Origin of the sequence: Chromobacterium rhizoryzae, from assembly GCF_020544465.1 — a bacterium.
GTDB lineage: Bacteria > Pseudomonadota > Gammaproteobacteria > Burkholderiales > Chromobacteriaceae > Chromobacterium.
Genome location: NZ_CP066126.1, coordinates 4014994 through 4040981, shown reverse-complemented (window position 1 = coordinate 4040981; position 25988 = coordinate 4014994). Strand labels below are relative to the sequence as shown.

At 60.7% G+C, this 25988-nt stretch carries 18 protein-coding genes and 3 rRNA genes; 18 read left to right on the top strand and 3 right to left on the bottom strand.

Going from position 1 to position 25988, the window contains the following annotated elements; genetic code table 11:
• Positions 1-341 precede the first annotated feature (341 nt).
• The 14 genes from JC616_RS18315 (at position 342) to rrf (ending at position 17270) form a co-directional block, all read left to right on the top strand.
• Entirely contained in the window at positions 342-1463 is a 1122-nt protein-coding gene (locus JC616_RS18315; RefSeq protein WP_227104689.1) for a beta-ketoacyl-ACP synthase III, read from the top strand.
• 161 nt (positions 1464-1624) lie between these two features.
• Complete coding sequence (locus JC616_RS18310) at positions 1625-3223, top strand: ABC transporter substrate-binding protein (RefSeq protein ID WP_107800343.1); 1599 nt, start codon at positions 1625-1627, stop codon at positions 3221-3223.
• Between the two features lie 533 nt (positions 3224-3756).
• Entirely contained in the window at positions 3757-4785 is a 1029-nt protein-coding gene (locus tag JC616_RS18305; protein ID WP_107800342.1) for an ABC transporter permease subunit, read from the top strand.
• Positions 4786-4803: 18 nt separating this feature from the next.
• On the top strand, positions 4804-5718 hold the full coding sequence (locus JC616_RS18300) for an ABC transporter permease subunit (protein WP_107800341.1): 915 nt from the start codon (positions 4804-4806) through the stop codon (positions 5716-5718).
• Between the two features lie 10 nt (positions 5719-5728).
• Positions 5729-6703 (top strand): ABC transporter ATP-binding protein, encoded by a 975-nt coding sequence (locus JC616_RS18295; protein WP_107801933.1) that lies wholly within the window; start codon positions 5729-5731, stop codon positions 6701-6703.
• Positions 6700-7671: a peptide ABC transporter ATP-binding protein gene (locus JC616_RS18290; protein WP_227104687.1), complete on the top strand. Its 972-nt coding sequence runs from the start codon at positions 6700-6702 to the stop codon at positions 7669-7671. Before JC616_RS18295 ends, JC616_RS18290 begins: the two co-directional genes overlap by 4 nt.
• A gap of 181 nt (positions 7672-7852) precedes the next feature.
• Positions 7853-8377: a pantetheine-phosphate adenylyltransferase gene (gene coaD, locus JC616_RS18285; protein ID WP_227104686.1), complete on the top strand. Its 525-nt coding sequence runs from the start codon at positions 7853-7855 to the stop codon at positions 8375-8377.
• 96 nt (positions 8378-8473) lie between these two features.
• A complete protein-coding gene (locus tag JC616_RS18280; RefSeq protein WP_107800338.1) occupies positions 8474-9418 on the top strand; it encodes a class I SAM-dependent methyltransferase in 945 nt (314 codons plus the stop codon).
• Between the two features lie 147 nt (positions 9419-9565).
• A complete protein-coding gene (gene gltS, locus JC616_RS18275) occupies positions 9566-10768 on the top strand; it encodes a sodium/glutamate symporter (RefSeq protein ID WP_107800337.1) in 1203 nt (400 codons plus the stop codon).
• Between the two features lie 137 nt (positions 10769-10905).
• Positions 10906-11268: a thioredoxin gene (gene trxA, locus JC616_RS18270; protein ID WP_227104684.1), complete on the top strand. Its 363-nt coding sequence runs from the start codon at positions 10906-10908 to the stop codon at positions 11266-11268.
• A 111-nt stretch (positions 11269-11379) separates the two neighbouring features.
• Positions 11380-11925: a glutathione peroxidase gene (locus JC616_RS18265; protein ID WP_107800335.1), complete on the top strand. Its 546-nt coding sequence runs from the start codon at positions 11380-11382 to the stop codon at positions 11923-11925.
• Between the two features lie 378 nt (positions 11926-12303).
• A 16S ribosomal RNA gene (locus tag JC616_RS18260) occupies positions 12304-13839 on the top strand.
• A gap of 304 nt (positions 13840-14143) precedes the next feature.
• Positions 14144-17032 (top strand): 23S ribosomal RNA (locus JC616_RS18255).
• 123 nt (positions 17033-17155) lie between these two features.
• Positions 17156-17270: ribosomal RNA gene (gene rrf / locus JC616_RS18250) — 5S ribosomal RNA — on the top strand.
• Together the 16S, 23S and 5S rRNA genes form the textbook arrangement of a ribosomal RNA operon.
• A gap of 116 nt (positions 17271-17386) precedes the next feature.
• Here rrf and JC616_RS18245 read toward each other — a convergent pair.
• Together JC616_RS18245 and pssA are read right to left on the bottom strand one after the other, a co-directional pair.
• Complete coding sequence (locus tag JC616_RS18245) at positions 17387-19174, bottom strand: GAF domain-containing sensor histidine kinase (RefSeq protein WP_227104682.1); 1788 nt, start codon at positions 19172-19174, stop codon at positions 17387-17389.
• 94 nt (positions 19175-19268) lie between these two features.
• The gene (gene pssA / locus JC616_RS18240; protein WP_227104680.1) at positions 19269-20609 is read right to left on the bottom strand and encodes a CDP-diacylglycerol--serine O-phosphatidyltransferase; all 1341 of its coding nucleotides are present in this window, start codon (positions 20607-20609) and stop codon (positions 19269-19271) included.
• Between the two features lie 198 nt (positions 20610-20807).
• On the opposite strand from pssA, the gene JC616_RS18235 reads away from it, so the two are divergent.
• The 3 genes from JC616_RS18235 to JC616_RS18225 all read left to right on the top strand — a co-directional run bounded on the left by JC616_RS18235 (position 20808) and on the right by JC616_RS18225 (position 24265).
• Positions 20808-21335 carry an RNA pyrophosphohydrolase gene (locus JC616_RS18235; RefSeq protein WP_019103838.1) on the top strand — a complete coding sequence of 176 codons (528 nt, stop codon included), beginning with the start codon at positions 20808-20810 and terminating at the stop codon, positions 21333-21335.
• A 131-nt stretch (positions 21336-21466) separates the two neighbouring features.
• The gene (gene parE / locus JC616_RS18230; RefSeq protein ID WP_107800332.1) at positions 21467-23431 is read left to right on the top strand and encodes a DNA topoisomerase IV subunit B; all 1965 of its coding nucleotides are present in this window, start codon (positions 21467-21469) and stop codon (positions 23429-23431) included.
• Between the two features lie 117 nt (positions 23432-23548).
• Positions 23549-24265 (top strand): substrate-binding periplasmic protein, encoded by a 717-nt coding sequence (locus JC616_RS18225; protein ID WP_227104678.1) that lies wholly within the window; start codon positions 23549-23551, stop codon positions 24263-24265.
• Positions 24266-24329: 64 nt separating this feature from the next.
• Here the strand turns inward: JC616_RS18225 and JC616_RS18220 are convergent, their stop codons facing one another.
• Positions 24330-24929, bottom strand: coding sequence for a short chain dehydrogenase (locus JC616_RS18220; protein ID WP_227104676.1), 600 nt, complete (start codon positions 24927-24929; stop codon positions 24330-24332).
• Between the two features lie 106 nt (positions 24930-25035).
• Here JC616_RS18220 and JC616_RS18215 point away from each other — a divergent pair, with 106 nt between their 5' ends.
• The gene (locus JC616_RS18215; RefSeq protein WP_227104674.1) at positions 25036-25914 is read left to right on the top strand and encodes a LysR family transcriptional regulator; all 879 of its coding nucleotides are present in this window, start codon (positions 25036-25038) and stop codon (positions 25912-25914) included.
• Positions 25915-25988 lie beyond the last annotated feature (74 nt).

Here is a 25988-nt window from a genome sequence, read left to right as displayed (position 1 = left end):
TGCGGCTGCGCAAAGCCGATCATTTTACTCGGTTTTTAGTTCAAGGGGTAGTTTTGCCTATGGGATCCGCGGCAGGCCGCAGGCCGGAATCGGGCGTCGGCAAGGCGGCGCGAGCCGGCCGCGCAGAGGCGGGAAGGGCCGCGAGCCGCGCCGCGGCGGCGTTTGCGGTTTTATTACTTTCAGATGAAGGGCTTGGTGTAGAATCCGGCGACGGATAAGGATCGTCCGCGGACGGGCCGAAACGGGGCGGGCATTTCCGCTCGGGCGGCGCAGCGAGGACTGTCGCCGCCGCAACAAAAATCTACACTTACCCGGGTCACGGGGGGCTAAAAGGACAATTCATGCACAAGGTCGTCATTAGCGGAACCGGCTTGTTCACGCCGCCGCATGCGGTCAGCAACCAGGAACTGGTCGCGGCTTTCAATGCCTTTGTACACGCTCACAATCAGCAGCACGCGGACCGGATCGCCGCCGGAGAAATGGAAGCGCTGGCCGAGTCCAGTTCCGAATTCATCGAGAAGGCCTCCGGCATCAAGCAACGTTTCCTGATGGACAAGAGCGGGGTGCTGGATCCGGCCAGAATGGCGCCGCGTTTGCCGGAGCGCGGCAACGACGAGTTGTCGGTGCAGGCGGAGATGGCGGTGGCCGCGGCGCGCCAGGCGCTGGAACGCGCCGGCCGCAGCGCCGCGGACATCGACATGGTCATCGTCGCCTGCTCCAATATGCAGCGTCCGTACCCGGCGGTGTCCATCGAAGTGCAGCAGGCGCTCGGCATCCAGGGCTACGCCTTCGATATGAACGTGGCCTGCTCGTCCGCCACCTTCGGCATTCAGACCGCGGTCAACGCCGTCGCTTGCGGCCAGGCGCGCGCGGTGCTGATGGTGAATCCGGAAATCTGTTCCGCCCATTTAAACTTCCGCGACCGCGACAGCCACTTCATCTTTGGCGACGCTTGCACCGCGGTGGTGCTGGAGCGCGCCGAGGCGGCGAGCTCGGCGCAGCGTTACGAGGTGCTGGGCAGCAAGCTGGCCACGGTGTTCTCCAATAATATCCGCAACAACTTCGGCTTCCTCAATCGTTGCGACGAGGCGGGGATAGGCCAGCCGGACAAGCTTTTTGTGCAGCAAGGCCGCAAGGTGTTCAAGGAAGTCTGCCCGATGGTGGGCGATCATATCGCCGCGCATCTGGAAGGCCTGGGCATCGCGCCGGCCGAGGTGGCGCGCTTCTGGCTGCACCAGGCCAATCTGGCGATGAACCAGCTGATCTCCCGGCGCGTGCTGGGCCGAGAGGCCGGCGATCAAGAGGCGCCGGTGATTCTGGACCGTTACGCCAACACCAGTTCCGCCGGCTCCGTGATTGCATTCCATCTGCATTCGGATGACCTGCGGAGCGGGGATGTCGGCGTCATTTCATCTTTTGGCGCGGGCTATTCGGTGGGCAGCGTTGTGCTGAGGAAAATCTGATAAGCCGGAAAAAATAGTCCTAGCGCGAAGGGCCCTTGGCAGAAAAAAGCAGAGGACGCTTGTCAAAAGCGTCCTCTCTGCATAATGTATCCCCCCATGGCGGGCTTGGATCCCGCTGACAAGAAAGACCGATGAGTCTGTACAAGGGAAAGGAAATAAAGATGCAAACTGTCAAGAAAGCGCTGTTGGCAGCCGGCCTGATCGCCGGGACCGCGATGGCCGCCCAGGCCGCCGGCACCTTGGTGTACTGCTCCGAAGGCAGCCCGGCGGGTTTCGACCCTGGTCAATACACTACCGGCACCGATTTCGACGCTTCCGCCGAAACCGTGTTCAACCGCCTGGTGCAGTTCCAACGCGGCGGCACCAAGGTGGTGCCGGCGCTGGCAGAGAAATGGGATGTGGCCGCCGACGGCCTGAGCTACACCTTCCATCTGCGCAAGGGCGTGAAGTTCCAGACCACCGACTACTTCAAGCCGACCCGCGAATTCAACGCCGACGATGTGGTGTTCACCTTCAGCCGCATGGTCGACAAAAACCATCCGTTCCGCAAAGCCTATCCGACCGAATTCCCGTATTTCACCGATATGGGCCTGGACACCAATATCGTCAAGGTCGAGAAAATTGACGCCAACACCGTCAAGTTCACTCTGAAGAGCCTGGACGCGGCCTTCCTGCAGAACCTGGCGATGAGCTTCGCCTCGGTGCAGTCCGCCGAGTACGCGGACAAGCTGCTCAAGGCCGGCAAGCCGCAGCTGATCAATCAGCAGCCGGTGGGCACCGGCCCGTTCATCTTCAAGCGTTACCAGAAAGACGCGCAGATCCGCTTCGCCGCCAACAAGGAATACTGGAACAAGGCCGACGGCCCGAAAGTGGACAATCTGGTGTTCGCCATCACCACCGACGCTTCCGTGCGCTACCAGAAGCTGAAAGCCGGCGAGTGCCAGATCACCGTCAACCCGCGTCCGACCGATCTGGCCGCGATGAAGGCCGATTCCAAGCTGTCGGTGACCGCGCAGCCGGGCTTCAACCTGGGCTACCTGGCCTACAACGTCAAGCACAAGCCGCTGGAGAAGCTGGAAGTGCGTCAGGCGCTGGACATGGCGATCAATAAGAAAGCCATCATTGACGCGGTGTACCAGGGCGCCGGCCAGCCGGCCACCAATCCGATGCCGCCGACCCAGTGGTCCTACAACAAGAGCCTGAAAGACGCGCCTTACGATGTGGCCAAGGCCAAGGCGCTGCTGGCCAAGGCCGGCTACCCCAACGGCTTTGAATTGAGCTTGTGGGCGATGCCGGTACAGCGTCCGTACAACCCCAACGCCAAACTGATGGCGGAAATGGTGCAGTCGGACTGGGCCAAGATCGGCGTCAAGGCCAAGATCACTTCCTACGAATGGGGCGAGTACATCAAGCGCGCCAAGGCCGGCGAGCATGACACGATGTTGATCGGCTGGACCGGCGACAACGGCGATCCGGACAACTGGCTGGGCGTGCTGTTCGGCTGCGACGCGATGAACGGCAACAACTTCTCCAAGTGGTGCTACAAGCCGTTTGAAGACCTGATCCAGAAGGGCAAGCGCACCGCCAACGTGGCCGAGCGCACCAAGCTGTACATGAAGGCTCAGGAAATCGTCAAACAGCAAGTGCCGATGACCACCATCGCCCACTCCACCGTCAATCAGCCGATGCTGAAATCGGTGCAGGGCTTCAAGGTCAGCCCCTTCGGCCTGAACTCCTTCTACGGCGTCAGCGTCAAGTAAGCCTGAAATAATAAAAACACGGCGACATCGGGGGCCTGGCCCCCGATGTTTTGGCTAAGTTCGGCGAATGGCGCTGCTGATGCCGGCCTGTCCGCGTTGCGGCCGGGACCGACGCTGAAGCGGAGCGCTATTGGCCACTACAAGCCTTGGGTTTCCAGTCGCACGCAGAGGCGGCGGGCCCGATGGCGGCGGAACGTCTACTGGGTGGTTTTCAGAGGGTAGTCAGTCACAGCGTGGAGAGGCTGTGCGTCCGGCTTGACCTGGGTCAAGCTCGTCTGCGGCGAGGGGTGCTATCTTGCACTTGCCGTGGCGGTGGCGCAGCTGATGTGGGTGGGTGGTTCAGTTGCATGCCATCGCTTCGGCGCTCTTCTTGCTGTTTTCCTTGCTTCTTCTCCGTCCGATTCCGGTAACGTCTCCCCAAAACGCAATAGAGCCGTCGTTCGCCGTTTGCCATGCAAGGCGTCGTCGCTCTGGGTCTCATTTGAGTATTGCGCCCAGTCGCCCAGCGGGGCCGGCGCAAGGGAGAAGTCCTCATGTTTTCCTTTATTCTGCGAAGGTTGGGTTTATTGGTGCCAACCTTCTTCGGCATCACGCTGCTGACCTTCGGCCTGATCCGCATGATTCCGGGCGATCCGGTGGAGGTGATGGTGGGCGAGCGCGCGCTCGATCCGCAAATGCACGCCGAAGCCTTGCATCGCCTGGGTCTGGACAAGCCGCTGTACGCTCAGTATTTCGACTACGTGGTCAATCTGCTGCATGGCGACCTGGGCGAGTCCCTGGTGACCAAGACCGGGGTGTGGACCGAGTTCAAAACCCTGTTCCCCGCCACGCTGGAATTGGCGATCTCCGCCTTGATCTTCGCCACCGTGCTGGGTCTGCTGGCCGGCGTCATCGCCGCCATCAAGCGCGGCTCGCTGTTCGACCACGGCGTGATGGGCATCTCGCTGACCGGCTTCTCCATGCCCATCTTCTGGTGGGGTCTGATCCTGATCATGTTCTTCTCGGTCAAGCTGGGCTGGACCCCGGTGTCCGGCCGCGTCGACCTGACCTTCGACATCGCGCCGCACACCGGCTTCATGCTGATCGACTCCTGGATGGCGGAGGTCGCGGATCCGGAAGTGAACGCCGGCGCCTTCAAGAACGCTTTGATGCACCTGATTCTGCCCGCTATCGTGCTGGGCACCATTCCGCTGGCGGTGATCGCGCGGATGACGCGCTCGTCGATGCTGGAAGTGCTGCGCGAAGACTATGTGCGCACCGCGCGCGCCAAGGGCCTGTCGCCGGCGCGAGTGATCTTCATCCACACCCTGCGCAACGCGCTGATCCCGGTGTTGACCGTGATTGGCCTGCAGGTGGGCACGCTGATGGGCGGCGCGGTGCTGACCGAAACCATCTTCTCCTGGCCGGGCATAGGCAAATGGCTGATCGACGCCATCAGCCGCCGCGATTATCCGGTGGTGCAGAACGGCATCCTGATGGTGGCGACGCTGGTGATCGTCACCAACTTCATCGTCGACATCCTGTACGGCATCGCCAATCCGCGCATCCGTCACGCCAAGTAACAGCCAGTAGGTGGACTTATGACTCAGACTACGCAAGTCAACGCCGGGCCGGACCTGGCGCTGGCCTATCCCTCGCCGCTGAAGGAGTTCTGGCAGGGCTTTTCCCACAACAAGGGCGCGGTGGCCGGCCTGATCTTCATGCTGATCGTCACCTCCTGTGCGCTGTTGGCGCCGCTGGTGGCGCCCTACAGCCCCATTGAGCAGTACCGCGATCATTTGCTGACCCCGCCGGCCTGGGTGGACGGCGGTTCGGCGCAGTTCCTGTTCGGCACCGACGAATTGGGGCGCGACATCCTGTCGCGGCTGATTCACGGCGCGCGGCTGTCGCTGTTCATCGGCCTGTGCTCGGTGCTGATGGCCTTGCTGCCGGGCGTGGTGCTCGGCCTGTTGGCCGCCTTCTTTCCCAAGGCCCTCGGCGGCGCGATCATGCGGCTGATGGACATCATGATGGCCTTGCCCTCGCTGTTGCTGGCGGTGGCCATCATGGCCATTCTCGGACCGGGGCTGATGAACGCGATGATCGCCATCGCCACCGTGTCCTTGCCCGCCTATGTGCGCCTGACCCGCGCGTCGGCGATGACCGAGCTGAACCGCGACTACGTCACCGCCTCGCGCGTGGCCGGCGCGGGCCTGCCGCGGCTGATGTTCGTCACCGTGCTGCCCAACTGCATGGCGCCCTTGATCGTGCACGCGACCATGAGCTTTTCCTCGGCCATTCTGGAAATCGCCGCGCTGGGCTTCCTCGGCCTGGGCGTGCAGCCGCCCACCCCGGAGTGGGGCACCATGCTGGCCTCGGCCCGCGATTACATTGAAAGCGCCTGGTGGGTGGTGACGCTGCCCGGCCTGACCATTTTGCTGTCGGTGCTCGCCATCAACTTGATGGGCGACGGCTTGCGCGACGCGCTGGACCCGAAACTGAAGCGCGCCGCTTGAGGGGATGGACATGAGTTTGTTGCAAATCAAGAACCTCTCGGTGGAGTTTGGTTCGGAAAAAAATCCCTTCCGCGCGGTGGAGGGGCTGGACTTAGAGGTCAATCAGGGCGAGATCGTCGGCATCGTCGGCGAATCCGGCTCCGGCAAGTCGGTGACCATGATGGCGATGATGGGGCTGCTGGAAGGCCAGGGCCGCATCGTGGCCGACGAACTGAGCTTCGACGGCAAGAACCTGCTGACCATTTCCTCGCGCGAGCGCCGCAAGATCGTCGGCAAGGACATCGCGATGATCTTCCAGGACCCAATGACCTCGCTGAATCCCAGCTACACCGTCGGTTACCAGATCATGGAAGTGCTGAAGCTGCATCAGGGCCTGCGCGGAGCGGCGCTGAAGCGGCGCGCGCTGGAACTGATGGAACTGGTGGAGATTCCGGCGCCGGCCTCGCGGCTCAACGCCTATCCGCACCAGCTGTCCGGCGGCATGAGCCAGCGCGTGGTGATCGCGATGGCCATCGCCTGTAATCCCAAGCTTTTGATCGCCGACGAGCCGACCACGGCGCTGGACGTGACCATTCAGGCGCAGATCATGGAGTTGCTGGTCAGTCTGCAGAAAAGCCAGAACATGGCGCTGATCATGATTACTCACGATCTGGCCGTGGTGGCCGAGGTGGCCCACCGGCTGGCGGTGATGTACGCCGGCCAAGTGGCGGAGATGGGCGCGGTGCCCGGCGTGTTCAACCACCCGACCCACCCGTACACCGAGGCGCTGCTGTCGTCGATTCCGGAGCACAGCAAAGGCGCGCATCGGCTGAACACCTTGCCCGGCATCGTGCCGGGGCAGTACGACCGTCCCAGCGGCTGCCTGTTGTCGCCGCGTTGCCCCTATGTCAAGGACAACTGCCGGACCCAGCGTCCGGGGCTGACCCCGGTGGAAGGCGGCGCCGTGCGCTGCCACTACCCGTTGCTGGACAAGGAGGCGAAATGAGCACCGTATTGCAAGCGCGGGATCTGACCCGCTATTACGACGTGTCCCAGGGCTTCCTCAAGCCCTCGGCGCAGGTCAAGGCGCTCAACGGCGTCTCCTTCGAACTGCAGGCCGGCAAGACGCTGGCGGTGGTGGGCGAATCCGGCTGCGGCAAGAGCACGCTGGCCCGGCAACTGACGCTGATCGAAGCGCCGACCTCCGGTTCTTTGCTGCTGGACGGCAAGGACGCGGCCCAGGCCGGCAAGGCCGACTTGAAAGCCATGCGCACCAAGGTGCAGATGGTGTTCCAAAACCCGTACGCGTCCTTGAATCCGCGTCAGAAAATCGGCAGCCAGCTGGCCGAGCCGCTGCTGATCAACACCTCGCTGAACGCCAAGGAGCGCGAAGACAAGGTGCGCGGCATGATGCAGCGGGTCGGTCTGCGGCCGGAGCACTTCTTCCGCTATCCGCACATGTTCTCCGGCGGCCAGCGTCAGCGCATCGCCATCGCGCGCGCGATGATGCTGAACCCCAAGATCGTGGTGGCGGACGAGCCCACCTCGGCGCTGGACGTGTCCATCCAGGCCCAGGTGCTCAATCTGTTCATGGATTTGCAGGACGAGTTCAAGACCGCCTATGTGTTCATCTCCCACAATCTGTCGGTGGTTGAGCATGTGGCCGACGACCTGATGGTGATGTACCTGGGGCGGGCGGTGGAGGTGGGGGAAAAGAACCGCGTTTACGAACGGCCGCTGCACCCCTACACCCAGGCCTTGTTGTCGGCGACGCCGTCCATCCATCCTGAGCAGCGCCGCATCAAGATCAAGATCGAGGGCGAACTGCCCAGCCCCTTGAAGCCGCCGTCGGGCTGCGCCTTCCACAAGCGCTGCCCGCACGCGAACCAGCGTTGCGGGGAAGAGGTGCCGGAATTGCGCGAGCTGGATCAGCGCATGATCGCCTGCCATCGCGCCGAAGACATCAACGTCTGAGCGCGTATTGTCCTATCGTCAGCGGGGCCGCCATGCGCGGCCCGCTTTTTTTTGGCCGCGCTTTGTCGATAATGAGGAAAATGGACAGATTCTGCTGCGGATAGTCCAGCTGGAAGCGAAACATTTTGCGCAATGCACAAAAATTGCTTTACCCGCCCCCAACGACCACGATACATTCGCCATGGCACACACAGTCAAAGGAAAACGAGAATTGAAGCGAGCCGTGTACGCGGGCAGCTTCGACCCGGTGACCAACGGTCACCTATGGATGATTCGCGAAGCGGTGGAACTGTTTGACGAATTGATCGTAGCGGTCGGAGTGAACCCGGAAAAACACTGTACCTTCAGTGTCGAGGAACGAGTAGCTTTGCTGCGCGCCGTCACCGGCGGCTTCAGCAAGTTGCGGGTGGATGTGTTCGAGAACCAGTTCCTGGTCAATTACGCGCAAAGCATAGGCGCCAACTACATCATCCGCGGCATCCGCACCGTCAGCGACTATGAGTACGAGCGCACCATGCGCTACATCAACTCCGATTTGCACCCGGACATCACCACCATCTTCCTGCTGCCGCCGCGCGAATACGCCGAGGTGTCGTCGACGATGGTCAAAGGCCTGGTGGGGCCGCGCGGCTGGGAAAGCGTGATTCGCCAATATCTGCCGGAGCCGGTCTACCGCAAGCTGATCGAGATGTATTCGTCCGAATAGCCGCGGCTGTAATAGAATTGGATATCCGTTCACGCGCCGCCTGCAGTCAGCGGCGCGTTTGTTTTGTGTTTTGCCCATCGCCCATATCGAGGACTCATGCTGGACGTCAGCCCATTCGCCAATCGCCTGGCCAAGAATTTCAAGCACCACGCCAAATGGGCGCGCCGCCAGGGGCTGGACGCCTGGCGCGTTTACGACAAGGACGTGCCGCAGTTCCCGTTCGCGGTGGACCTGTACGGCGAGCGCGTCCATCTGCAGGAGTACGACACCGGTTGGGAGATGGAGGACGAGGCCTATCGCGACTGGATCAACGCGGTGGTGGACAGCCTGTGCGCGGTCACCGGCCTTGCGCCCGGCGCGGTGACGCTGAAGAACCGCCGCCGTCAAAAGGGCGTCAGCCAGTACGAGAAAGTGGGACAGTCGGGCGACGACTTCATCATCGATGAGTTCGGCCAGCGTTTCATCGTCAATCTGGACGCCTACCTGGACACCGGCCTGTTCTTGGACCACCGCAACACCCGCAAGCGGGTGAGGGAAGAGGCCGCCGGCAAGCGTTTCCTCAATCTGTTCGCCTATACCGGCAGCTTCACCGTCTATGCCGGCTGCGGCGGGGCGATCAGTTCCGAAACCGTGGACATGTCCAATACCTATCAGGATTGGTCGCGCCGCAATTTCGAGCTCAACGGCCTGGATCTGGCCCGGCATCAGCTGGTCAGGGCCGACGTGTTCCAGTATCTGGAAGAGGCGGTGGACGGCGGCAAGCAGTTCGATCTGATCGTGATGGACCCGCCCACCTTCTCCAACTCCAAGAAAATGCGCGACATCCTGGACGTGCAGCGCGATCACGTCTGGCTGATCGACTACGCGATGGCGCTGCTGGCGCCGGGCGGCACCTTGTACTTCTCCAATAATCTGCGCAGCTTCAAGCTGGACGAGAGACTGGCCGAGGATTACGTCATCCGCGACATCAGCGCGCAATCGGTGCCGGAAGACTTCCGCAACCGAGCCATCCATCAGTGCTGGCAGATACGCCGCGACTAGCGGTTTGAGTCTTCTATATAAGGTTCCGGTTAATTAGAGACCGAACTTTATCGCCGGGTTTCCTATCGTATTGCATGGCGCGACAACATTCCGACAGCTGCTAGTCTGAATCATGCGCGCCTTCGCTCATCACAATAAGGAGACTCGATGATTCAACTCGATTTCTACGGCACCCTGGTGGCCGCGTCGCTGGTTTTGCTGCTCGGGCGCAAACTGGTGGCGCATGTCGGCGCGCTGCGCACCTACAACATCCCCGAGCCGGTGGTCGGCGGCTTGCTGATCGCCGCCTTGCTGCTGCTGTTCCGCCAAGTCACCGGCAGCGAAGTCCGCTTCGACGCTTCGCTGCAAACCCCGCTGATGCTGGCCTTCTTCGCTTCCATCGGCCTCAACGCCAATTTGAAAAGCCTGAAACAGGGCGGCAAGACCGTCGGCGTCTTCCTGGCCGTGGTGGTCGGCCTGCTGCTGGTGCAGAACACCTTGGGCATCGCCTTGGCCAGCCTGCTGGGCCTGGACCCGCTGATGGGCTTGCTGGCCGGCTCCATCACCTTGTCCGGCGGTCACGGCACCGGCGCCGCCTGGGGTGGCACCTTCGCCTCCAAATACGGATTGGCCTCGGCCTCGGAACTGGCGCTGGCCTGCGCCACCTTCGGCCTGGTGCTGGGCGGCCTGATCGGCGGCCCGGTGGCGCGCTTCCTGGTCAAGAAAGTCAAAACCCCGGGCGCCGAGCACAATGCCGACGATCCGCCGCTTGCCTTCGAACAACCGGACGCCCAGCGTCTGATCACGCCGCACTCCTTCATCGAGACCCTGGCGCTGATCGCCGTCTGCTTGCTGGGCGGCACCTTTCTCGGCGGCCTGCTCAAAGGCACGCCGCTGGAACTGCCCACCTTCGTCTGCGTATTGTTCGTCGGCGTGCTGATCAGCAACGGCTTGGCGGCTTTGGGTTGGTATCAGATCTTCGAGCGCGAAGTGTCGGTGCTCGGCAATGTCAGCCTGTCGCTGTTTCTGGCCCTGGCGCTGATGTCGCTGCGCTTGTGGGATTTGGCGGCGTTGGCGCTGCCCATCTTCGTGCTGCTGCTGGCGCAAACCGCGGCGATGGCGATGTACGCGATCTTCGTCACCTTCCGGGTGATGGGCCGCAATTACGACGCGGCGGTGCTGGCCGCCGGCCATTGCGGCTTCGGCCTGGGCGCCACTCCCACCGCCATCGCCAATATGCAGGCGGTGACCGAGCGCTTCGGCCCTTCGCATCTGGCCTTTCTGGTGGTGCCCATGGTGGGCGCCTTCTTCATCGACATCGTCAACGCCATCGTAATCAAGCTCTACCTGGCGCTGCCCTTCATCGGCTAAGCCTTGCGGCAGCGGAGGCTATCGTCCGGATTGATAAATTCAACCAGGCGATAGCCTTGCAATGCTGTGGCCGCGTACCTATCTTTGCTGCAACAGCCCGCCGCTGGCGGGCGCTTCAGACAGCGAAAGACATCCCCATGGCTTACATCAATCTCAACGCCGACAACTTCAACACCCATATGAAAGAGGAAGGCTTGGTCATCCTCGACTTCTGGGCGCCGTGGTGCGGTCCGTGCAAAATGTTCGGCCCCACTTTCGAAGCCGCGTCGGAAAAACACGCCGATATCGTGTTCGGCAAGATCAATACCGAAGACGAACGCGACCTGGCCGCTCACTTCAATATCCGCTCCATTCCGGCGCTGATCGCCATCAAGGACGGCATCATGGTATTCAACCAGGCCGGCGCGATGATGGCGGCGCAATTCGAACAACTGATCCAGGGGCTGCGCGAACTGGACATGGACAAGGTGCGGGCCGACATCGCCAGCCAGCAGGAATGACAGCTGGCGCCGAGGCGCGGCGCTCAGGACAATAGATAAGGCAATGCTTCGGGCATTGCCTTATTATTTTGTCTGCCATCTATATAGGTATGGCGCAGCGAGGAGACGCGAATGAAACGATGGGGCGCAATGCTGATTTTTTGCAGTCAGGCGGTGATGGCGGCTTGCCCGGCTTTATTGAACTACACGGTGCCGGGTCTGATGGGCGGTCAGATCAATCTATGTCAGTACGCGGATCGGCCGCTGCTGGTGGTCAATACCGCGAGCCACTGCGGCTTCACGCCGCAGTTCAAGCAACTGCAATCGCTGTATCAGACCTATGGGCAGCGGGGTCTGATGGTGGTCGGCTTTCCCAGCAACGATTTCTTTCAGGAACTGGAGAGCGATAAGGAGATCGGCGCCTTCTGCGAAGCCAATTACGGCGTGACCTTCCCGATGGCTGGAAAAGGGCATGTGCGCGGCGCCGATGCGCAGCCGTTCTTCAAAGCCTTGATCAAGGCCACCGACGACGCTCCGGTATGGAACTTCCACAAATACCTGATCCTGCCCGGCGCCAGCAAGGTGGTCAGCATAGGCACGCGCACCAAGCCGGACGATCCGGAAGTCGTCAACGCCTTCCTGCCTTATCTGAAGCCGGCGGAGAGCGTGAAAAACTAGAAGATTTGCGCGCATTCCCGCAACGGGCCGGCGAAGCGCCGGCCCGTTTTTCATGGTTCGGCGGGGCGGTTGAGGCGTGTCGGCAAATACCTCTTTCGGATATTGCTTGCCACATCAATGGTTTGCCCTGTTAGGCCCGCTTTTGTTGAGGTTTTTATCGCAAAAGGTGTTGACGGGTTTAGGGGTCTGACGTATAGTTCGCCTCCTCAGCAGACAACGCAGCGGCGGAAACGAAGCGCAGCGATCTGCACCGATCTTTAACAGAACGAATAACCGATAGGTGTAAGTGCTCGGTCGATGACCAAACACTTGCACTGCAAGACGAGAAATGTCTCGATGTTTCTTTGATCTTGCGTGCCAGAAAATTTGCTTGGAATTGAACTGAAGAGTTTGATCCTGGCTCAGATTGAACGCTGGCGGCATGCTTTACACATGCAAGTCGAACGGTAACAGGGTGCTTGCACCGCTGACGAGTGGCGAACGGGTGAGTAATGCATCGGAATGTACCGTGTAATGGGGGATAGCTCGGCGAAAGCCGGATTAATACCGCATACGCCCTGAGGGGGAAAGTGGGGGACCGAAAGGCCTCACGTTATACGAGCAGCCGATGTCTGATTAGCTAGTTGGTGAGGTAAAGGCTCACCAAGGCGTCGATCAGTAGCGGGTCTGAGAGGATGATCCGCCACACTGGGACTGAGACACGGCCCAGACTCCTACGGGAGGCAGCAGTGGGGAATTTTGGACAATGGGCGCAAGCCTGATCCAGCCATGCCGCGTGTCTGAAGAAGGCCTTCGGGTTGTAAAGGACTTTTGTCCGGGAGCAAATCCTAGTGGTTAATAACCGCTGGGTCTGAGAGTACCGGAAGAATAAGCACCGGCTAACTACGTGCCAGCAGCCGCGGTAATACGTAGGGTGCAAGCGTTAATCGGAATTACTGGGCGTAAAGCGTGCGCAGGCGGTTGTGCAAGTCTGATGTGAAAGCCCCGGGCTTAACCTGGGAACGGCATTGGAGACTGCACGACTAGAGTGCGTCAGAGGGGGGTAGAATTCCGCGTGTAGCAGTGAAATGCGTAGAGATGCGGAGGAATACCGATGGCGAAGGCAGCCCCCTGGGATGACACTGACGCTCATGCACGAAAGCGTGGGGAGCAAACAGGATTAGATACCCTGGTAGTCCACGCCCTAAACGATGTCAACTAGCTGTTGGGGGTTTGAATCCTTGGTAGCGTAGCTAACGCGAGAAGTTGACCGCCTGGGGAGTACGGCCGCAAGGTTAAAACTCAAAGGAATTGACGGGGACCCGCACAAGCGGTGGATGATGTGGATTAATTCGATGCAACGCGAAAAACCTTACCTGGTCTTGACATGTAACGAACGCCGCAGAGATGTGGTGGTGCCCGAAAGGGAGCGTTAACACAGGTGCTGCATGGCTGTCGTCAGCTCGTGTCGTGAGATGTTGGGTTAAGTCCCGCAACGAGCGCAACCCTTGCCATTAGTTGCCATCATTAAGTTGGGCACTCTAATGGGACTGCCGGTGACAAACCGGAGGAAGGTGGGGATGACGTCAAGTCCTCATGGCCCTTATGACCAGGGCTTCACACGTCATACAATGGTCGGTACAGAGGGTCGCGAAGCCGCGAGGTGGAGCCAATCTCATAAAACCGATCGTAGTCCGGATCGCACTCTGCAACTCGAGTGCGTGAAGTCGGAATCGCTAGTAATCGCAGATCAGCATGCTGCGGTGAATACGTTCCCGGGTCTTGTACACACCGCCCGTCACACCATGGGAGTGAGTTTCACCAGAAGTGGGTAGGCTAACCGTAAGGAGGCCGCTTACCACGGTGGGATTCATGACTGGGGTGAAGTCGTAACAAGGTAGCCGTAGGGGAACCTGCGGCTGGATCACCTCCTTTCTAGAGAAGGTTGTTGATCGAGTACTTACAGCCTATCGGTTATTCGCGAGTTTGAGTCTCGCGATCAGAGTGCTTGGATGAGTACTGTGATCGCGTTGTTTGAACGCACTGATCTTTAACAAACTGAAGAAGCCGAATATATAAAGACGGCGAGAAGGAAGCGTAGAGTTAACTCTTTACGCGGACGGATCGTCATCTTGGGTATTTGATTGTATCTAGGCTACGTCGCCATATCAAAAGGGGCGGTGTAGTCGTCGCACAAACACACTTGTTGTTTTGGTGATCTAGGTTACTGAAATGATAGGGTCAAGCGACTAAGTGCATCTGGTGGATGCCTTGGCGATCATAGGCGAAGAAGGACGTGTAAGCCTGCGAAAAGCGCGGGGGAGCTGGCAATAGAGCTTTGATCCCGCGATGTCCGAATGGGGAAACCCCTCCGCAAGGAGATCCCAGACTGAATCCATAGGTCTGAGGAGGCGAACGCAGCGAACTGAAACATCTAAGTAGCTGCAGGAAAAGAAATCAACCGAGATTCCGTTAGTAGTGGCGAGCGAACGCGGAAGAGCCTGTACGTGTTATGGATTGTGTTAGTGGAAGGTTCATGGAAAGGACCGCCATAGTGGGTGATAGCCCCGTACACGAAAACGCATTCCAAGGACTAGGCGTACGATAAGTAGGGCGGGACACGAGAAATCCTGTCTGAAGATGGGGGGACCATCCTCCAAGGCTAAATACTCATGATCGACCGATAGTGAACCAGTACCGTGAGGGAAAGGCGAAAAGAACCCCGGGAGGGGAGTGAAATAGAACCTGAAACCGGATGCATACAAACAGTGGGAGCGGACTTGTTCCGTGACTGCGTACCTTTTGTATAATGGGTCAGCGACTTACGTTCAGTAGCGAGCTTAACCGAATAGGGGAGGCGTAGGGAAACCGAGTCCGAATAGGGCGCTTTAGTTGCTGGGCGTAGACCCGAAACCGAGTGATCTATCCATGGCCAGGATGAAGGTGCGGTAACACGCACTGGAGGTCCGAACCCACTAGTGTTGCAAAACTAGGGGATGAGCTGTGGATAGGGGTGAAAGGCTAAACAAACTCGGAGATAGCTGGTTCTCCCCGAAAACTATTTAGGTAGTGCCTCATGTATCACTTCCGGGGGTAAAGCACTGTTATGGCTAGGGGGTCATTGCGATTTACCAAACCATGGCAAACTCTGAATACCGGAAAGTGCGAGCATGGGAGACAGACGGTGGGTGCTAACGTCCATCGTCAAGAGGGAAACAACCCAGACCGCCAGCTAAGGTCCCAAATGATCAGTTAAGTGGTAAACGAGGTGGGAAGGCATAGACAGCCAGGATGTTGGCTTAGAAGCAGCCATCATTTAAAGAAAGCGTAATAGCTCACTGGTCGAGTCGTCCTGCGCGGAAGATGTAACGGGGCTCAAACTGATAACCGAAGCTGCGGATTTGCACGTAAGTGCAGATGGTAGGGGAGCGTTCTGTAGGTCTGTGAAGGTGTCTCGTAAGGGATGCTGGAGATATCAGAAGTGCGAATGCTGACATGAGTAGCGATAAAGCGGGTGAAAAGCCCGCTCGCCGAAAGCCCAAGGTTTCCTACGCAACGTTCATCGGCGTAGGGTGAGTCGGCCCCTAAGGCGAGGCTGAAAAGCGTAGTCGATGGGAAACGGGTTAAAATTCCCGTACTTTTATGCAGTGCGATGTGGGGACGGAGAAGGTTAGGTCATCAGACTGTTGGAATAGTCTGTTTAAGCCGGTAGGCTGGGGTGGTAGGCAAATCCGCCGCCCCTTAAGGCCGAGACGTGATGACGAGGGTCTACGGACCTGAAGTGACTGATACCACGCTTCCAGGAAAAGCCACTAAGCTTCAGCTGCATAAGAACCGTACCGCAAACCGACACAGGTGGGCAGGATGAGAATTCTAAGGCGCTTGAGAGAACTCAGGAGAAGGAACTCGGCAAATTGATACCGTAACTTCGGGAGAAGGTATGCCTCTTAGAGTGAATCCCCTGCGGGAGGAGCTTTGAGAGGTCGCAGAGAATCGGTGGCTGCGACTGTTTAACAAAAACACAGCACTGTGCCAACACGAAAGTGGACGTATACGGTGTGACGCCTGCCCGGTGCTGGAAGGTTAAGTGATGGGGTGCAAGCTCTTGATCGAAGCCCCAGTAAACGGCGGCCGTAACTATAACGGTCCTAAGGTAGCGAAATTCCTTGTCGGGTAAGTTCCGACCCGCACGAATGGCGTAACGATGGCCACACTGTCTCCTCCTGAGACTCAGCGAAGTTGAAGTGTTTGTGAAGATGCAATCTCCCCGCTGCTAGACGGAAAGACCCCGTGAACCTTTACTGTAGCTTTGCATTGGACTTTGAACAGACTTGTGTAGGATAGGTGGGAGGCTATGAAGTGGGAACGCTAGTTCTCATGGAGCCGTCCTTGAAATACCACCCTGGTGTGTTTGAGGTTCTAACCTTGGTCCGTGATCCGGATTGGGGACAGTGCATGGTAGGCAGTTTGACTGGGGCGGTCTCCTCCCAAAGTGTAACGGAGGAGTTCGAAGGTTACCTAGGTACGGTCGGAAATCGTGCTGATAGTGCAATGGCAAAAGGTAGCTTAACTGCGAGACCGACAAGTCGAGCAGGTGCGAAAGCAGGACATAGTGATCCGGTGGTTCTGAATGGAAGGGCCATCGCTCAACGGATAAAAGGTACTCCGGGGATAACAGGCTGATACCGCCCAAGAGTTCACATCGACGGCGGTGTTTGGCACCTCGATGTCGGCTCATCACATCCTGGGGCTGTAGCCGGTCCCAAGGGTATGGCTGTTCGCCATTTAAAGTGGTACGTGAGCTGGGTTCAAAACGTCGTGAGACAGTTTGGTCCCTATCTGCAGTGGGCGTTGGAAGTTTGACGGGGGCTGCTCCTAGTACGAGAGGACCGGAGTGGACGCACCTCTGGTGTACCGGTTGTGACGCCAGTCGCATTGCCGGGTAGCTAAGTGCGGAAGAGATAACCGCTGAAAGCATCTAAGCGGGAAACTCGCCTGAAGATGAGACTTCCCTGAGGGCTTGACCCTCCTGAAGAGTCGTTCGAGACCAGGACGTTGATAGGTCGGGTGTGGAAGCGCTGTGAGGCGTTAAGCTAACCGATACTAATTGCTCGTGAGGCTTGATCCTATCATTTGAGTGGCTTGGGAAACCGAGTGACGAGATAGTGGTTGTGCGACACAATTGAATACCGAATATATGTGGGTTGATCGAGTATCGACCTAGGCTTCTTCAAGTTTGTACCAGTTTATGTCTGGTGGCCATAGCGAGGTGGTCCCACGCCTTCCCATCCCGAACAGGACCGTGAAACGCCTTAGCGCCGATGATAGTGTGGCATTCGCCATGTGAAAGTAGGACACCGCCAGACGCCCCATTGCAAAGCCCAGCTCACTCGAGCTGGGCTTTATGCATTGCGCTGTTGAACGGCGACACGGAAGCCTCCCCCAAAGGGAGGCTTTTTTTATGGATTTTCGCCTGGTGGCCTCAGCGTTGGTTGGGCGGGAAGCGGATGGTGAAGCTAGCGCCTTGTCCTAGCGCGCTGTCCAGCCGGATGTCGCCTTTCAGGATGGTGTGCACGATGTTGTGCACCATGGCCAGCCCCAGTCCCAAGCCGCTTTGTCCCATTTGCGTGGTGAAGAAGGGGTCGAACACCTTGTGTTGCAGCTCCGGCTCGATGCCCTTGCCGTTGTCTGAATAGCAGAGCAGCAGGGCATCTTCCTGCGCTTGCAGCCGGATGTCGATATGGCCGCGATCATGCCCGTCAAAGCCGTGGGCGAGGCTGTTGGCGATCAAGTGGGACAGGAGTTGCTCTAAAGCGCCTGGATAATTCTCGATTTGCAGGTCTTGCGGCGCTTCCAGCGTCAGTCGGATGTCCGGATAGTGCTCCGGCGGCAGCAAGGCTCGCGTTAGTTGGGCGAGGGTTTGAGCGGGCTTGAAGGCGCGCTTGGGCTGCGTGAGTTGATCGGAGGCGATCAGCTTGAAGCGGCCGATCAGGTCGCCGGCCAGCTCGCTGTTTCTTTGCAGCAGTTCGCTGGTTTCGACTGTCTTGCGCAGAAAATCTTGCAGATTGCCGCGCGAGAGCTGTTTGGCTTCATCGGCGCGAATGATGGACTTGAGGTCCGCGTGCAAGACCGAGGCGCTGAGCAGGATATTTCCTATCGGGGTGTTCAATTCGTGCGCCATGCCGGCGACCATGCGGGCGAGCGCAGTCTGTTTTTCCGCGATGCTGATTTGCTGCATGGCTTGCTTGAGCTCGGCGCTGCGCTTGGCAACGCGTTCTTCCAGGTGGCTGTTGAGTTGCTGCAGCTCGGATTCCGCCTGTTTGCGCCGGCTGATGTCGGAGTAGGTGCCTATCATGCGCGAGGGCCGTCCCTGCTCGTCGCGGCCCACCACCATGCCGCGGCTCAGCAGCCATATCCAGCCGTCTTGCGAGCGGAAACGGTGTTCCGAGGTGAAAGACCCTTCCGGTTGGCGCAGGTAGCGGCTGATCGCGGCCTCTACATCGGGCAGGTCGTCGGGGTGAATGCCGGTTTGCCACAGCTTGAACGCCTCGCTGTCCCGCTCGTCCAGTCCCAGCAGTTGTCGGCAGCGGGAGGACAGAAAGACGGTGTCGCCGGAGATATTCCAGTCCCAGACGCCGTCGCCGGCGCCTTCCAGCGCGAAATGCCAGCGCTCCTCGCTTTCACGCAGCGCCTGCAGCGCTTTTTGCTCCCCGGCTCGCAAAGATTCGAACTCCCGCCTGACCCGCTCGGCCTCGTCCGCGCGCAGGATGGCGTCTTCCTGTTCCCTGGCCTGATCGTGATACACCTGGTGCAGATCGCGCTCCACCATGGCGCGGAATTGGCCGAGCAATTGTTTGTGGGTCTGGCTATAGGGATTTTCGGCCCGGTCGAGCACGCAAATGGTGCCGAACACGTCCTGATTGGGCCAGATCAGCGGCATGCCCAGGTAGGAGATCATGCCCAGCTTGATGTCGGGATTGTGATCCCAGTCCGGGTCTTTCAAGGCGTTGGGCACCAGCAGCTCTCTGCGGCTGCTCATCACGGTCTCGCAATACAGGCCGGTGTTGAGGTCGGCCAGCTCGTCTTCTTCGTAGGGGTTGCCTTGGCTATGGCTGGAGAGGAAGACCTTGATGCGCGGAGCCTGCTTTTGCATGATCAGCGCGGCGGGGATGTCGACGATTTTGGCCAGCAGATCCAGCACCTGCTGCCACTTTTCCGACAGATCGCGGCTGATGCTCAGGTTTTGGGTGTCGATCTTGATGGCCGGCATCGGGGGCTCCATGTTTTGCTAAGCGTTTTCATCTTTTTAGCATATGGGCCGATGCCGGCGGGGAACGGCGGCGTTTTAGCGCGCCTTGAACCGTTTACAGCATCAGGTTGAGCATGCGGTCGATGCGCACGCGGCTCAGACGGGTCAGCAGCTTTTTGATTTGCTCGGGATAGGTGCGCACGTCTTCCAGCTCGCGGTAGTGCAGCAGCTGCCGGCTGTGGCGCAGGATGTTTTCCTGTTCCTGTTGGTTCTGGTGCTTGAGTTCGGCCTTGGGGTCGCTGATCAGCAAGGCGTTTTCCATGTCCAGGCGGAAGGCGCGCGGATTGAGGTTGTTGCCGGTCAGCAGCATGTGCCGCTGGTCGCTGAACATGCCTTTGAGGTGATAGGTGTTGTCCCCGTCCTTCCACTGGTGCACGCGCAACTGGCCGGTGCCGATGTAATGGCGTTGGCGCTTGGCGAAGCGGCGCAAATTCATTTCGTAGAGATAGGGCAGCGCGCCGATGACGCGGAAGGGCTCGCTGGGCGGAATGTAGAAGTCGTTTGCGGTCTTGTCGCCGACGACGATGTCGATCTGCACGCCGCGGCGCAGCGCCTTGCTGATGGCGAGCACCACCGGCCGCGGAAAGTTGAAATAGGGGGTGCAGATGAACAGCGAGCTGCGGGTGTTGGCAATCAGTTCCAGAATCACCCGGTTGAGCGCGTTGCCCTTGCCGATGCCGACAATCGGGCTGACGCTGAGCTCGTCTTCCGCGCCGGCCTGGTTTTCAATCCGGTATTGGCTATGGCTGATCTTGTCGCGGAAGACGCGGATTTCCTTGCGGATGCTGCGGGTGGCCGGCGCCGGCTTGTCGAGCCGGAAGACGGCGGGGTCGTTGAAGAACTGCTCGTGCATATAGTCGGCCATGACGTCCGCCAGCGCCTGGTTGCGGATCAGGTGGTAGCGGTCGAAACGGTATTTGTCCAGCTTGTGCAAGTAGACGTTGTTGATGCTGGCGCCGCTGTACAGCACCTGATCGTCGACAATCAGGCCTTTGAGGTGCAGCACGCCGAACAACTCGCGGGTTTGCACCGGAATGCCGTAGACGGGCACGTCAACGCTGTGCCGCAGCGCCTGGGCCCGATACCAGGAGGCGTTGCAGCTGTCCTGGCTCTCGCCGATGCGCCCGCGCTGGGCGCGGTGCCAGTCCACCATCACGCGGATGTCCAGCTGGGGCTGGCGTTGTTTGGCGGCGAACAGCGCGTCCAGCACTTCCTGACCGGCCTCGTCGTGCTCCAGATAGAGCGCGGCGATATAAATGCGGTGCCGGGCCTGCGCGATCGCTTCCAGCAGGCTAAGACGGAAGTCGGCGGTCTGGTGCAGGGTGGTGATGGCGTCGGCTTGCAGGCGAAGCTTGGGCAGCTGGGCCAGCAACGATCTTTTTAGCAGAAATGCCATGTAAGCGTTGGGTTTGACGTTTAATCGTGGAATCGTAGCATCGTTTTCGCCTCTTGGGGGAGTCCGCGCCTGCGCAATCCTTGCGCCAGCGCAGTTCCGGACGAAGTCGGGCCTTTGCCGGGCCGGCGATAGAGTCCATGGCAAGGCGGGGCGAAATGTGCAAAAATTCGTTCAACTAGATGAATTGCAGGTTTTCCAATGCTGGACCGGGACGGATACCGCCCCAATGTCGGAATCATCCTCATCAACGGCAAAAATGAGGTGTTCTGGGGCAAGCGAGTGCGAGAGCATTCCTGGCAGTTTCCGCAAGGCGGAATCAAGCCAGGCGAAAGTCCGGAAGCCGCGATGTATCGCGAGCTGCTGGAAGAGGTGGGTTTGCTGCCGCAACATGTGAAAATACTGGGACGCACCCGCGACTGGATGCGCTACGAGGTGCCCACCAATTGGGTGCGTCGGGAGTGGCGCGGCAGTTACAAGGGGCAGAAGCAGATTTGGTTTCTGCTGAAGCTGGTGGGGCGCGAGTGCGATGTCTGCCTGCGCGCCAGCAGCCACCCGGAGTTTGACGGCTGGCGCTGGAACGAATACTGGGCGCCGGTGGACGCGGTGATCGAGTTCAAGCGCGAGGTGTACGAGCGCGCGCTGGCCGAGTTGTCGCGCTTCCTGCGCGGGGTGGAGAGTCGGGAGGCCTATCTGGCCCGGCTTGGCCGCGCCCAGGAGCCGCATTGACGCGCAGCCGGGCGGCGGCGTCTGCGCGCGCGGCCTCGAAGCGACACGGCGGGCTTGGCCCGCTGTCTTTTTTTGCGCCGCGGCCGTGGCCGCGGCGTTTGGCGTAATTTGCTGAGCAACAAGATTCAAACATGACGCAACAATACGATGAGTCGTCGGTACGGGTGCTGAAAGGCTTGGAGCCGGTCAAGGAACGGCCGGGGATGTATACCCGCACCACCGACCCCACCCATATTTGCCAGGAAGTGATAGACAACGCCGCCGACGAGGCGCTCGGCGGCTTTGCGCGCAAGATCGCGGTGACGGTGCATCAGGACGGCTCGCTGTCGGTGGAAGACGACGGCCGCGGCATTCCGGTTGGCCTGCATCCGCAAGAAGGCGTGCCGGTGCTGGAACTGGTGTTCACCCGCTTGCACGCCGGCGGCAAATTCAACAAGAAGGACGGCGGCGCCTACGCCTTCTCCGGCGGTTTGCACGGCGTCGGCGTATCGGTGACCAATGCGCTGTCCACCCGGCTGGAGGTGGAGGTCAAGCGCGAGGGCGGCGTGCACCGCCTGGTGTTTTCCGGCGGCGACGTCATCGAGCCGCTGGCTCGGGTGGCGGATTGCGGCCCGCGCACCAGCGGCACCCGGGTCAGGGTGTGGCCGGACGGCAAGTATTTTGAAAGCCCGCGCTACTCCTTGCCGGAGTTGGAGCGTCTGCTGCGCGCCAAGGCGGTGTTGCTGCCCGGCGTGGCGGTTACCCTGGTGGTGGAGCGCCCCAGCGGCGACGAAGTCAAGGTCTGGCAGTACCCGGAGGGCTTGAAGAGCTATCTGGCGGAACTGTGCAACGGCGACGAGCCGGTGGCGCCCTTGTTCGCCGGCGAAGCCTATATCGGCGACGATCACGAGCAGTTCGCCAAGGGCGAAGGCGCGCAGTGGGCCATGGCCTGGTTCGAAGACGGCGCCAGCGGCGAAAGCTACGTCAACCTGATTCCGACCCCGGTGGGCGGCACTCACGAGGCCGGCTTGCGCGCCGGCGTGTTCGACGCGGTGAAGAGCTTCATTGATCACCACAATCTGCTGCCGCGCGGCGTCAAGCTGATGGCCGAGGACGTGTGGAGCCGCGTGCGCTTCGTATTGTCCGCCCGCGTGCTGGACCCGCAGTTTCAGGGGCAGACCAAGGACAAGCTGACCAGCCGCGACGCCTTGAAGCTGATTTCCGGCCTGGCGCGCGATCCGGTGGAGCTGTGGCTGAACCAGAACGTGGAGTCCGGCAAGAAAATCGCCGAGCTGGCGATACGCCAGGCGCAGTCGCGCTTGAAGTCGGTGAAGAAGGTGGAAAAGAAAAAGGGCTCCGGCGTGGCGGTGCTGCCCGGCAAGCTGACCGATTGCGAGAGCGAGGACATTGATCGCAACGAGCTGTTCCTGGTGGAGGGCGATTCCGCCGGCGGTTCCGCCAAGCTGGCGCGCGACAAGGAATACCAGGCCATCCTGCCCTTGCGCGGCAAGGTGCTCAACAGCTGGGAAACCGACAAGGATCAGCTGTTTTCCAATGCCGAGATTCACGACATCTCGGTGGCCATCGGCGTGGATCCGCACGGCCCTAACGACCGTCCTGACCTGTCCGGCCAGCGTTACGGCAAGATCGCCATCCTGTCCGACGCCGACGTGGACGGTTCCCACATCCAGGTGCTGTTGCTGACGCTGTTCTTCCGCCATTTCCCGCGCTTGATCGAAAACGGCAACATCTACGTGGCCCAGCCGCCGCTGTTCCGCGTGGACGTGCCGGGGCAGGGCAAGCATCGTCCTCCGCGCAAGCTGTACGCGCTGGACGAAGGCGAGATGACGGCCATTCTGGATCGGCTGCGCAGCGAAGGCGTGCGAGAAAACGCCTGGAGCATTTCCCGCTTCAAGGGCCTGGGCGAGATGAACCCGGAGCAGTTGAAGGACACCACGATGAACCCGGACACCCGCCGGCTGTCGCAGGTGCGGGTGCGCGTCGGCGAACTGGAGCAGACCCTGTCCACTTTCGTCATGCTGATGGGCAAGGGCGAGGCGTCCAGCCGCCGCAGCTGGATGGAGGCCAACGGCAACGCGGTCGAGGCCGACATCTGAGCGGCCGCGCCGGCGGTTCCGCTTGAAGGAAAGCCCCTGCGAGCCTTGCTTGCGGGGGCTTTTTCATTGCGGGCTATAGTGAGGCTAGGCGCGGCGTCTCAACTCAAGGGGAAAGGCATGGCCAAGCAATGGCGGGGACTGTTGGCGGGCTGGCTGGCGTTGCCCGCGCTGGCGGCCGGCTACCACTCTTCCAGCCAGGACATCGGCCCCTGGGGCGACGGCGCGAGCCAGGACGGCCTGGCGCCGCGTTTCATCCGCTTCGTCGCGCGGCAGGCGGGGCTGGCGCTGACCCAAGACGTCCGGCCTCTGCCGCGGGTGATAGAAGAACTGAAACAGGGCCGCAACGCCTTGGCGCTGGTGACCGCCTCGCCGGAGCGTTCGCGTTTCGCCGTGGAGTTGTGCCGGCCGGCGTCTATCCGCATCTCCGTGCTCTATCATCGCCGCGGCCTGGTGACGCCCATCGGCCCGTCTTGGTTCCGCCAGCGCAGCCTGGGCGTTCTGCGCGGCACCCATACCCTGGACGGCTTTATCGCCCAAAGCGGCGCAGCGCCGGTGGAGGTGTCGGACATGCCGCAGGGTTTTCGCATGCTGCAAGCCGGCCGACTGGACGCGATGATGTGCGTGCGTCCCGGCTGCGGCCACGCGCTGCGGCAGATGGGCGGCAGCCTGCCCAATCTGACCGAATACGCGCAGGGCGACGAACCGATGGCGCTCTACGTGTCCAAGCGCAGCGAGCTGGCGCGCGACGCCGCGATGCTGGGCAAACTGAAGGCCGCCTGCCTGTCCGCCGCCGGCAGGCGCGAAATGGCCGAATTGCTGACGATTTACGACTAAGGCGCTGTTCAAGGCCGTAGCGCAGACGCGCTACCGACATTGAACGGTTTCTAAGGCGCCGGGCTCACCAGACGCGCAGCGTCTGACCGGTCTGCACTCCCTCCACGCTGCGCACATAGGCCAGCGCCGCGCGCGCCGCCGGCACCGCCTCGAAGCCGGGGAAGAAGTCCCGGTACTGCTCCCAGGATTCTTGCAGCACATTGGGGCTGACCACATTGATGCGACGCCCGCCGTCCAGTTCCGCCGCCGCGCCGCGGACAAAGCCCTCCAGCGCCGAGTTCACCGCGCTGGCGTTGCTGCCGAAGCGGATGGGCTGCTCGCTGACGATGCCGCTGGTCAGCGTGATGGAGCCGCCGGCGTTCAGGTAGTGCTGGCCGATCAAGGCCAGTTCCACCTGGCCCATCAGCTTGTCCTTGAGGCCGACGCGGAACTGCTCGGCGCTCATTTCCGCCAGGGGGCCGAAATGCAGTTTGCCGGTGGCGCTGATGATGGCGTCCACCTTGCCTATGCGTTCGAACAGCGCGCGAATGCTGTCGCCGTCGGTCAGGTCCACCAGCGCGTCGCCGCGGCGGCTGCCGGCCTTGATCAGCTGATGATGGGACAGCGCCTGGCTGACGGCCTGGCCCAGCGTGCCGTGGGCGCCGACGATGAGAATCTTTTTCATGGGGGATCTCCCGGACAAGTACAAGACCCGGCCATTCTGCGCCCGCGCGGCGTCTTGATTAATCCGCTAAGATGAACAAGATTGAAAACTGTGAGTTATGAATGGCATGGATCGCCTATTGAGCATGGAGCTGTTCGTGGCGGTGGTGGAACGCGGCAGCTTCACCGCGGCGGCGGAGGCGCATGGTTTGTCCCAGCCTATGGTGGGCAAGCATATCGCCAGCCTGGAGCAGCGGCTGGGCGGCCGGCTGCTGGCGCGCACCACCCGCCGTCAGCAACTGACCGAACTGGGCTCGCACTATTTCCAGCGCTGCCAGTCCATTCTGGCGGAAATCCGCGCGGCGGAAAGCGGGGCCGAACTGATCAGCGGCGCGCCGCGCGGCGTGCTGCGCGTCAACGCCTCGGTGACTTTCGGCTCTCTGCGCCTGGCCGGCCTGCTGGCCGAGTTCATGCAAACCTATCCGGACATCACCGTGGACCTGAGTTTGTCCGACGAGCTGGTCGACTTGGTGGCCGACGGCTACGACGCCGCTTTTCGCATCGGTCGGCTGCCGGACTCCGGCCTGGTGGCGCGGCCCTTGCAGCCCTATCGGATGATGGTGGCGGCGGCGCCCGCCTATCTGGCGCGCAAGGGCGTACCGCGCGCGCCGGCGGATCTGGCCGCGCATGATTGCCTGGGTTTCTCGCTGTGGCGCAAGGACGATGGCTGGGAATTGCTGGGCGCCGGCGAGTGGGCCCGCGCCAGCCGCTTTCAGTCCAATCACGGCCAGGCGCTGCGCATGGTGGCGCTGGCCGGCGGCGGCATCGTGCTGCAAGCCGAGGCCTTGCTGGGCGACGATGTGGCCGCCGGCCGGCTGGTGGAGGTGCTGCCGGGCTGTTTGCCGCCGCCCAAGCCCATGCATTTGATTTATCTGCAGGACCGCCGGCCTTTGCCCAAACTGCGAGTGTTCATAGACTTCATTCTGGAGCGCCTGGGCGCGCTGTGAGTTTTATTGACAGGGCCTGTCAGCGATTTTCGTTTGAGCTGCGGCGCGCATCGGCGTAGCGTGGACGCATGGCT